6 protein-coding genes and 1 riboswitch are annotated in these 7,406 nt (G+C 42.9%); of the genes, 2 read left to right on the forward strand and 4 right to left on the reverse strand.

Annotated elements, in window-relative coordinates; all coding sequences use genetic code 11:
• The first annotated feature begins 214 nt into the window (after positions 1–214).
• A complete protein-coding gene (gene gnd / locus CES81_RS10025; protein WP_089089560.1) occupies positions 215–1,651 on the forward strand; it encodes an NADP-dependent phosphogluconate dehydrogenase in 1,437 nt (478 codons plus the stop codon).
• A gap of 91 nt (positions 1,652–1,742) precedes the next feature.
• Here the strand turns inward: gnd and CES81_RS10030 are convergent, their stop codons facing one another.
• From CES81_RS10030 to CES81_RS10040, 3 genes are all read right to left on the reverse strand, one after another.
• Complete coding sequence (locus tag CES81_RS10030; RefSeq protein WP_089089561.1) at positions 1,743–2,285, reverse strand: VanZ family protein; 543 nt, start codon at positions 2,283–2,285, stop codon at positions 1,743–1,745.
• An 86-nt stretch (positions 2,286–2,371) separates the two neighbouring features.
• Complete coding sequence (locus tag CES81_RS10035) at positions 2,372–3,013, reverse strand: SDR family oxidoreductase (RefSeq protein ID WP_089121645.1); 642 nt, start codon at positions 3,011–3,013, stop codon at positions 2,372–2,374.
• Between the two features lie 216 nt (positions 3,014–3,229).
• Positions 3,230–3,580, reverse strand: coding sequence for a hypothetical protein (locus CES81_RS10040; protein WP_089121646.1), 351 nt, complete (start codon positions 3,578–3,580; stop codon positions 3,230–3,232).
• A gap of 231 nt (positions 3,581–3,811) precedes the next feature.
• Here CES81_RS10040 and CES81_RS10045 point away from each other — a divergent pair, with 231 nt between their 5' ends.
• Positions 3,812–4,837, forward strand: a complete 1,026-nt coding sequence (locus CES81_RS10045; protein ID WP_089089564.1) for a threonine aldolase family protein — start codon at positions 3,812–3,814, stop codon at positions 4,835–4,837.
• 82 nt (positions 4,838–4,919) lie between these two features.
• A riboswitch (M-box (ykoK) riboswitch) is annotated at positions 4,920–5,085 on the forward strand.
• Positions 5,086–5,801: 716 nt separating this feature from the next.
• On the opposite strand, the gene CES81_RS10050 is transcribed toward CES81_RS10045, so the two are convergent.
• The gene (locus tag CES81_RS10050) at positions 5,802–7,100 is read right to left on the reverse strand and encodes a cation:dicarboxylate symporter family transporter (RefSeq protein WP_089089565.1); all 1,299 of its coding nucleotides are present in this window, start codon (positions 7,098–7,100) and stop codon (positions 5,802–5,804) included.
• Between the last annotated feature and the right edge of the window lie 306 nt (positions 7,101–7,406).

Consider the following 7,406-nt stretch of genomic DNA (forward strand, 5'->3'; position numbering starts at 1 on the left):
AAACGGATCAACTGAATCCATATAACGAGCAATGAAAATTGTAAATTCTTATGTTAATATAAATGATTTAGAACCTATTTATTTCAATCTGCCATTAATTTGTTGAAAACTTATTTATTCTTTCTTAATTTAACACTGTTTCTTCACATTCCGATTGTGAAATGTTAAACTACTATTGTGCTTCATCTAATATTTCATTAAAGGAAGGTTTCTAATGGCAGATAAATTAGCAAACATCGGTGTTGTCGGCATGGCTGTTATGGGTAAGAACTTAGCCCTTAACATTGAAAGCCGTGGCTACACTGTTGGTATTTATAACCGTACGGCTTCAAAGACTGACCAAGTGATGAAGGATCACAGTGATAAGAAATTGATCCCTAGTCACACAATCGACAAGTTTGTGGATTCACTGGAAAAGCCTCGTCGTATTCTTTTAATGGTTAAAGCTGGTAAGCCAACTGATGCTGTTATCGACGAATTAATTCCATTGCTCGACAAGGGTGATGTTTTGATTGATGGTGGTAACACTAACTTCCACGATACAATGGCACGAAATGCAAAGCTGGATAAATCCGGCATCAACTTTATTGGTATGGGTGTTTCTGGTGGTGAACTTGGTGCTCTCCAAGGTCCTTCACTAATGCCTGGTGGCCAAAAAGAAGCTTATGATTTGGTTGCCCCAATCCTTGAAAAGATCTCGGCTAAGGCTGACCAAGATGGCAAGCCATGTGTTGCTTATATCGGCCCTAACGGTGCTGGTCACTACGTTAAAATGGTGCACAACGGTATCGAATACGGTGATGAGGAACTCATCGATGAAAGCTACAACATCATGCGGAACGTTTTAGGTGTTTCAGTTGATGATATGGCTGACATCTTTAAAGATTGGAACAAAGGTGAACTTAACAGTTACTTAGTTGAGATCACTGCTGATATTTTATCCCGTAAGGATGACCTTGGCGACGACAAGACTAAGCCAATTGTTGACATGATCTTAGATCGTGGTAACAACAAGGGTACTGGTAAGTGGAGTTCAGAAGACGCATTGAACGTCGAAGTCCCACAATCCGTTATCACCGAAGCCGTTTACGCACGTTACATCTCAATGATGAAAGACGAACGTGTGACTGCTTCTAAGACCTTAGCTGCACCAAAGGCTGACGAAAAGATCGCTGACAAGAAGGAAATGGTTGAAAAGATTCGTCAAGCCCTTTACTTCAGTAAGATCATGAGTTACGCCCAAGGCTTTGAACAACTTCGGTTTGCTTCAGAAGCTTACGACTGGAACTTACAATTTGGTCAATTAGCACAAATCTGGCGTGCCGGCTGCATCATCCGTGCACAATTCCTGCAAAACATCACTGATGCTTACGACAAGAAACCTGATTTGACTAACTTACTGTTGGACGACTACTTCAAAGACATCGCTGCGAAGTATCAAGAATCAACCCGTGAAGTTGTTGCTTTAGCTGTTAAGATGGGTGTTCCAGTACCATCATTCAGTGCCGCAATTACTTACTACGATTCATACCGTTCAAAGGTATTGCCTGCTAACTTGTTGCAAGCACAACGAGACTACTTCGGTGCCCACACTTACGAGCGTGTCGACCGCGATGGTATGTTCCACTACCCATGGTACGAAGAACAATAATAAAAACTTGGCGGTTTCTTAGCCAACTGAAAAGCGGACGGTCGCAATTGACCGTCCGCTTTTTTATTGATACCTGCATATCGTAAAGCTGTCACATCAAATTTCTAATTGAGAAGTAGTTAACAATTCGCCTAAATGGTGAACCCTCTAGCAGTAACACCAATAAATAGCCAATCACGACGCCACCAGCATTCGTCAGAATATCATTGATATCGATCCAACGAGACATTTGTAAGAAGGTGTCCAAGATAAATTGGGTACTTTCAATCCCAACGCCCATTAAAAAACCAGTAGCGATCATTTGACGCACATTGATCTTAAACAGCAATTTAAGGTAGATTCCCATGGGTACCATCATTAAAATGTTGAGGTAAAAATCCATCTCGATCCCACGAAACGGGATTGGATTCGTTGGTGCATTGCCAACCCAAAACGGTTTCATGGTCGGCACATTGCCAAACGCATACGAAGTCGGCGTTAACGTCAAATAACCTACAATGGCAAGGTAAATACCAAAGGTCACTATGGTTATCAGTTGTCCGCCCGTTCTCTTCTGGCCAGTCAACACCCCTATTCCTATCATGATGATAAAAACGTAAGCGAGGTAGGGCAGCCATTGAGAATAATTTATCATCCTATCCCTTCCTTTGCCGTAATGATTCTACCCATCACTATAGGATAAGCGTTAACACTTTGGAAAGATAGGGCCATCAGCCGTGCTTAAAAGTTTTTTAATGCTTCCGAGATCGGGGTTTCACCAATGATAATGGGAATCGTTTTATTGCTGGTTTGCGGCTGCTCCAGGGTAGCTGCAATGGTACTAGCAACATCTTCTCGTGCGATTGAACCGCCCTCAATGCCGTCAGTACTAATTTTACCGGTTCCCTGGTCGAAGGTCAGCGTACCGGGTTCCACAATGGTGTAAGTTAAGTTCGTGCGGTGCCGCAGCCAATCATCGGCGTAAAATTTGGCGGCGTAATATGGCCGAATGGTTTTATTCCAACGATTTCGGTTCTCTGCCCACAGTGCGCTGACCATAACATACCGTTTAACACCCGCAATTTGAGCTGCCTGCATGCTTTTAACGGCACCATCCAAATCAACCATCAGGGTCATGTCATCACCGGTTTTACCGCCAGATCCAGCCGTAAAAATAACGGCCTCAAACCCGTCTAACGTCACAGCCAATTCTTCTGGGCTGCCGAGTAAGTCAACGTGAGCGGTTTTAATGTCGTGGTCTTCAAAAAAGGCAGCTTGTTCAGGCTTGCGAATTCCAGCAACAACTTCATTTCCCCGCTCACTCAAAAGCTGGCTGGTTAATCGCCCAACATGACCATTGGCCCCAATAACAAATACTTTCATAAAAATTTCCTCCGTTTAAACTGCTAGACTTATAATGTTCAATTATACCTATCCCGAGTGCCAAGCGCCATTATCTCACCTCGAGCTGTTTGAAACAACGTTGGTCTGTCCTAATGGCCGTTAAGCAAGCGCCGCTATCTATCTGAGCGTTTTTACAAAAAAACCGGTGAATCCGTTTTTACGGGGTTCATCGGTTGGGGGTATTAAGCGATCAAGTTACAGACCCTTTGAAATTTCGTCGTACTTTTTCTGATACCATTCATCATATGATTGATCAGCCATGACGCCATTTTCCATGAACGGTTGATCAAGTGAGGAAATGATCCGTTGCAACAATTCACCATCATTTTGATACAGATACTCCCGCAGCTGCTCTGGGTGGAAATGAGCGTTTTGCTGAATATCATGATTAATTTGTTCAATTTCGTATTGAATAGGGTAATCAGTTAAGATTTCGAGACTCTTGTTGGCATATTTTCTAAGATAAAAATCAATAAAATCATGGGTGGCACGGGACTTAGCTTCGTCACTCAATTGATCAAATAAAACAACGCCTGGTTGTAGCACAAAGATCACTCCTTAATTAATAAAAGCTTTTACGTTTTATTCCGCATTATAATTATAGTTCTTTTAGACTCTTTTTGTAAGGGAAGCGCTGTGTGATCCCAACGAAAATGGGGCATAACGCTAACGGCTTTCAACATTTAACGATTTGAGCTAACAGTTACACGCAATATTGCTCCGAAAATAGCGTAAAATAAAAGCAGTCCTAATTATGCACTGGAAAAGAGGAAGAATATGTTACCTTTTGCAAATGATTATTCACGCGGAGCCCATCCTAAAGTGCTGCAAGCCTTAGTGGATACTAACATGGATGCACAGCCAGGATACGGACAAGACAAGTATACGAAACAAGCTGCCCAAAAGATTCAGGCTGCTTGTCAGCTGCCGGATGCTGAGGTCTTTTTCATATCTGGTGGCCTTCAGACCAACCAAGTCGTTATTTCAAATTTATTAGACGGTGACGAAGGTGTTTTGGCAGCCGATTCTGGTCACATTAACTTTCACGAGGCAGGTTCAATTGAATATACCGGACATAAAGTGCTCACCATTCCGGGAGTCGAAGGTAAGGTAACTGCAGCGAACCTGCAGGCCTATCTGGACGATTGGAAAGCCGACGAAAATCACGGTCAAATGGTAGCGCCTGGAATCGTGTACATTTCAAATGCGACAGAAATCGGCACCCTCTATAACAAACAAGAACTGGCTGCCCTTTCCCAAGTATGTCACGCTAACCACCTGCCATTATTTATGGATGGTGCTCGCTTAGGGTACGCTTTGATGAGCCCGGAAAACGATTTGAGTTTGCCTGATATTGCTAAGTATTGTGACGTTTTCTATATCGGTGGGACTAAGGTCGGCGCGTTAGCCGGTGAAGCAGTCGTCTTTACCAAGCACAACGTTCCGAAACGCTTCCCAACCAAGTTTAAGCGACAAGGTGCAATGTTAGCTAAGGGTCGGCTCATTGGCGTACAATTTATAGCCTTATTCACAGATAACCTGTATTTCAAGATCAGCCAGCATGCGATTGATCTGGCAATGAAACTAAAACAAGCCCTCAAGAACAAGGGTTATCAACTGCTGATTGATTCACCCACTAACCAGCAGTTTATTGTGGTTGATAACGATCAACTGGCGGCGTTAAAAAAACGAGTCGCACTTTCCTTCTGGGAAAATATCGATAGTACGCACACAGCGATTCGCTTAGTCACCAGCTGGTCAACAACAGAGGATGAAGTGGATGCGTTAATTGCGTTATTATAGCATTTGCTAATGAGTAATTGCCCAAATTAACGGTAACCACTTGCAAATTTTCAAAGAACCTTGTATACTGAAGATTGGAAATAGAATAAGCCGTTAGGTGAGGCTCCTATACGGAAAACGCTACTGCTCAGAAACGTCGAAAAACGCCAATGAGTCAGCTGTCCGAGTTAAAAAAAGGCTCGGTCTAATGTGGCTGTTATCCATTAACTACGCCGTATAGTGCTAAAGCTCAACGATTGGCGAGACAACCTTTTATGGGTTATTTAAGTGTGTAGATCAATGCGCTCAGTCAATTGTTGGCTGAGCGTTTTTTACCCCTAACGCATGCCAATCACAACTGGAGGTGAGTAATATGACAACAGAAACATATGATCCTGGATCGCAGTCTCATCACGCGTGTCAGGGAAAGCGGGCTGTCATAGCTCATCTTCACGGTAGAAATCGGTAAATAACTTCGATTCTCGAACTGTGTCAACTTACTTTCCCTGCCCTATATTTGGCGGTTTAAAATGATTGATAAATTGATTAAACACTGTATTTTTCTTCGTAATCAGCGTTGTTGCTGATTGTTAGCGAAGATCCTGAACGTATTCGGTAGTGTCATCAATTTATGATTCGATTGAATTGGGAAAGCAAGGGTTGGCTGTTCGAGTCTCGGTGCCCAAGTTGACCAGTTGACAGTGACGTGTCGATCAACTGAAATGTGCTTCACCATGCAGGGAACTGTGTGGGGAGATTTAACGCGGCTAATTTCCGCTACAAAGCGTAAGAACTTCATTCTAAAACGTCAACCATCATCATAAACCTTACTATAACGCTGGCGATTTTGTTAACGAAAATCACAAGTATAGCTTGATGGGAATCAACCTCACTTGCGAATTTCAACCAATTGAGACAGCACCGAAAAAGCGCTCTGGTATTTTAACCAGAGCGCTTTTTAACGTATTTTTTTGAACGTTATCAACTAATTAGCTGGCGAGCTCTTGGGTTTATTGAACGTCGCCGCAAATGCAGTTGCCTGCTTTTCGTTAAACTCATTTTCGGACTTGGCAATGATAACCGAAGCAAGGGAGTTACCAACCACGTTAACACCCGTTCGGCCCATATCTACCAAACGGTCAATACCCGCAATAAAGGTTAAACCTTGCATTGGTACGCCGATGGTTGAGATCGTGGCTAATAGAACAACAAATGAGGCCCCTGGCACGCCCGCCATTCCCTTTGAAGTAATCATCAAGACAACTAGCAGGGTGATCTGCTGGCCGATGCTGAGGTGAATATGATAGGCCTGAGCGAGGAACAGTGCTGCTAACGATTGATAAATAGCTGAACCATCAAGGTTAAACGTATAACCAGTCGGGATAACAAACGAAACGATTCCCTGACTGACACCGAACTTATCCATTTTATCGATAATTCGGGGCAGTGCCGCCTCGGAACTAGCCGTTGAGAAGGCTAAGACAAACTCGTCTTTAATGACCTTAAGCAACGTAAAAAGTCTTAGTCCAAATAGGCGACTTACCGACCCCATTACAAAGAGAATAAAAACAATCATCGTCGCGTACGCTAAGAAAACGAAGTATCCTAAAGGCGCTAACGCTGACAAGCCCATTTGCGCAACGGTAACCCCTATCAGGGCACAAACACCAATTGGTGCAGCGTGCATCACCCAGTTGGTCACCTTAAACATGACTTCGGAAACGGCAGTCAGAAAATCAATAATAATTTTACCCTGTTTCCCGATTGATGCAGTACCAAGACCAAAGAAGACACTAAAGAAGATCACGGGCATCATGTCACCGGTACTAAGTGAGTGGAAGAAGTTAGTCGGTATGATTCCCACCAATGTCGCCCAGATACCACTGTGTGCTTTAGCGGTTTTAGCAGTTGCAACATACTGACTGATATCTTGAGACTGCAACTGATGAATATTAATAAAGTCACCCGGGTGAAAGACATTGCCGACTATTAAACCAAGGACAATGGCAATCGTCGTCATCACTTCAAAATAAATGATGGTTTTACCGCCGATCCGGCCAAGTTTTTTGATGTCCCCCATATTGGCGATCCCAACTGTTAAACACGAAACCACAATTGGTAAGACGATCATTTGAATCAAATTAATAAACATGTTCCCAATGTTCTGCATTGCTGTAATCGCCGTCTTATTTTGGTAAAAAATAACGCCCAAAATAATTCCCAGTACTAGCCCAATCATAATCTGCCAGCCCAGACTTAAACGATAACCTCGATAATGCTTCATCTTTGAGCCCCTCAATCTAAATAATTATTGCACTTCCTTATTATTCTATCATAATCTCAGAAAACTTGAGTGTCTCATTTTTGAGTTCATTACTGACACTTTCCGTGAACGTTGATTTAGTAAGGTTTACGAGTAAACTTTTATTTTAAAATTTTTTATTCGCCAATCATTCGTGCCATCATTAACTTACTGTATATCAAAAGAGCAGTTACCGATTTCTCGATAACTGCTTTGCTTGCGTGGCAACGTCCTACCCTCGCAGGGGGCGATCCCCCAACTACTCTTGGCGTGCTGAAGCTTAACTAC

Origin of the sequence: Secundilactobacillus pentosiphilus, from assembly GCF_002217985.1 — a bacterium.
Taxonomy (GTDB): domain Bacteria; phylum Bacillota; class Bacilli; order Lactobacillales; family Lactobacillaceae; genus Secundilactobacillus; species Secundilactobacillus pentosiphilus.

Excerpts from the sequence above, each read along its gene's own strand:
- gnd (WP_089089560.1), top strand. The coding sequence starts at position 215 with ATGGCAGATAAATTAGCAAACATCGGTGTTGTCGGCATGGCTGTTATG.
- CES81_RS10030 (WP_089089561.1), bottom strand. The coding sequence starts at position 2,285 with ATGATAAATTATTCTCAATGGCTGCCCTACCTCGCTTACGTTTTTATC.
- CES81_RS10035 (WP_089121645.1), bottom strand. The coding sequence starts at position 3,013 with ATGAAAGTATTTGTTATTGGGGCCAATGGTCATGTTGGGCGATTAACC.
- CES81_RS10045 (WP_089089564.1), top strand. The coding sequence starts at position 3,812 with ATGTTACCTTTTGCAAATGATTATTCACGCGGAGCCCATCCTAAAGTG.
- CES81_RS10050 (WP_089089565.1), bottom strand. The coding sequence starts at position 7,100 with ATGAAGCATTATCGAGGTTATCGTTTAAGTCTGGGCTGGCAGATTATG.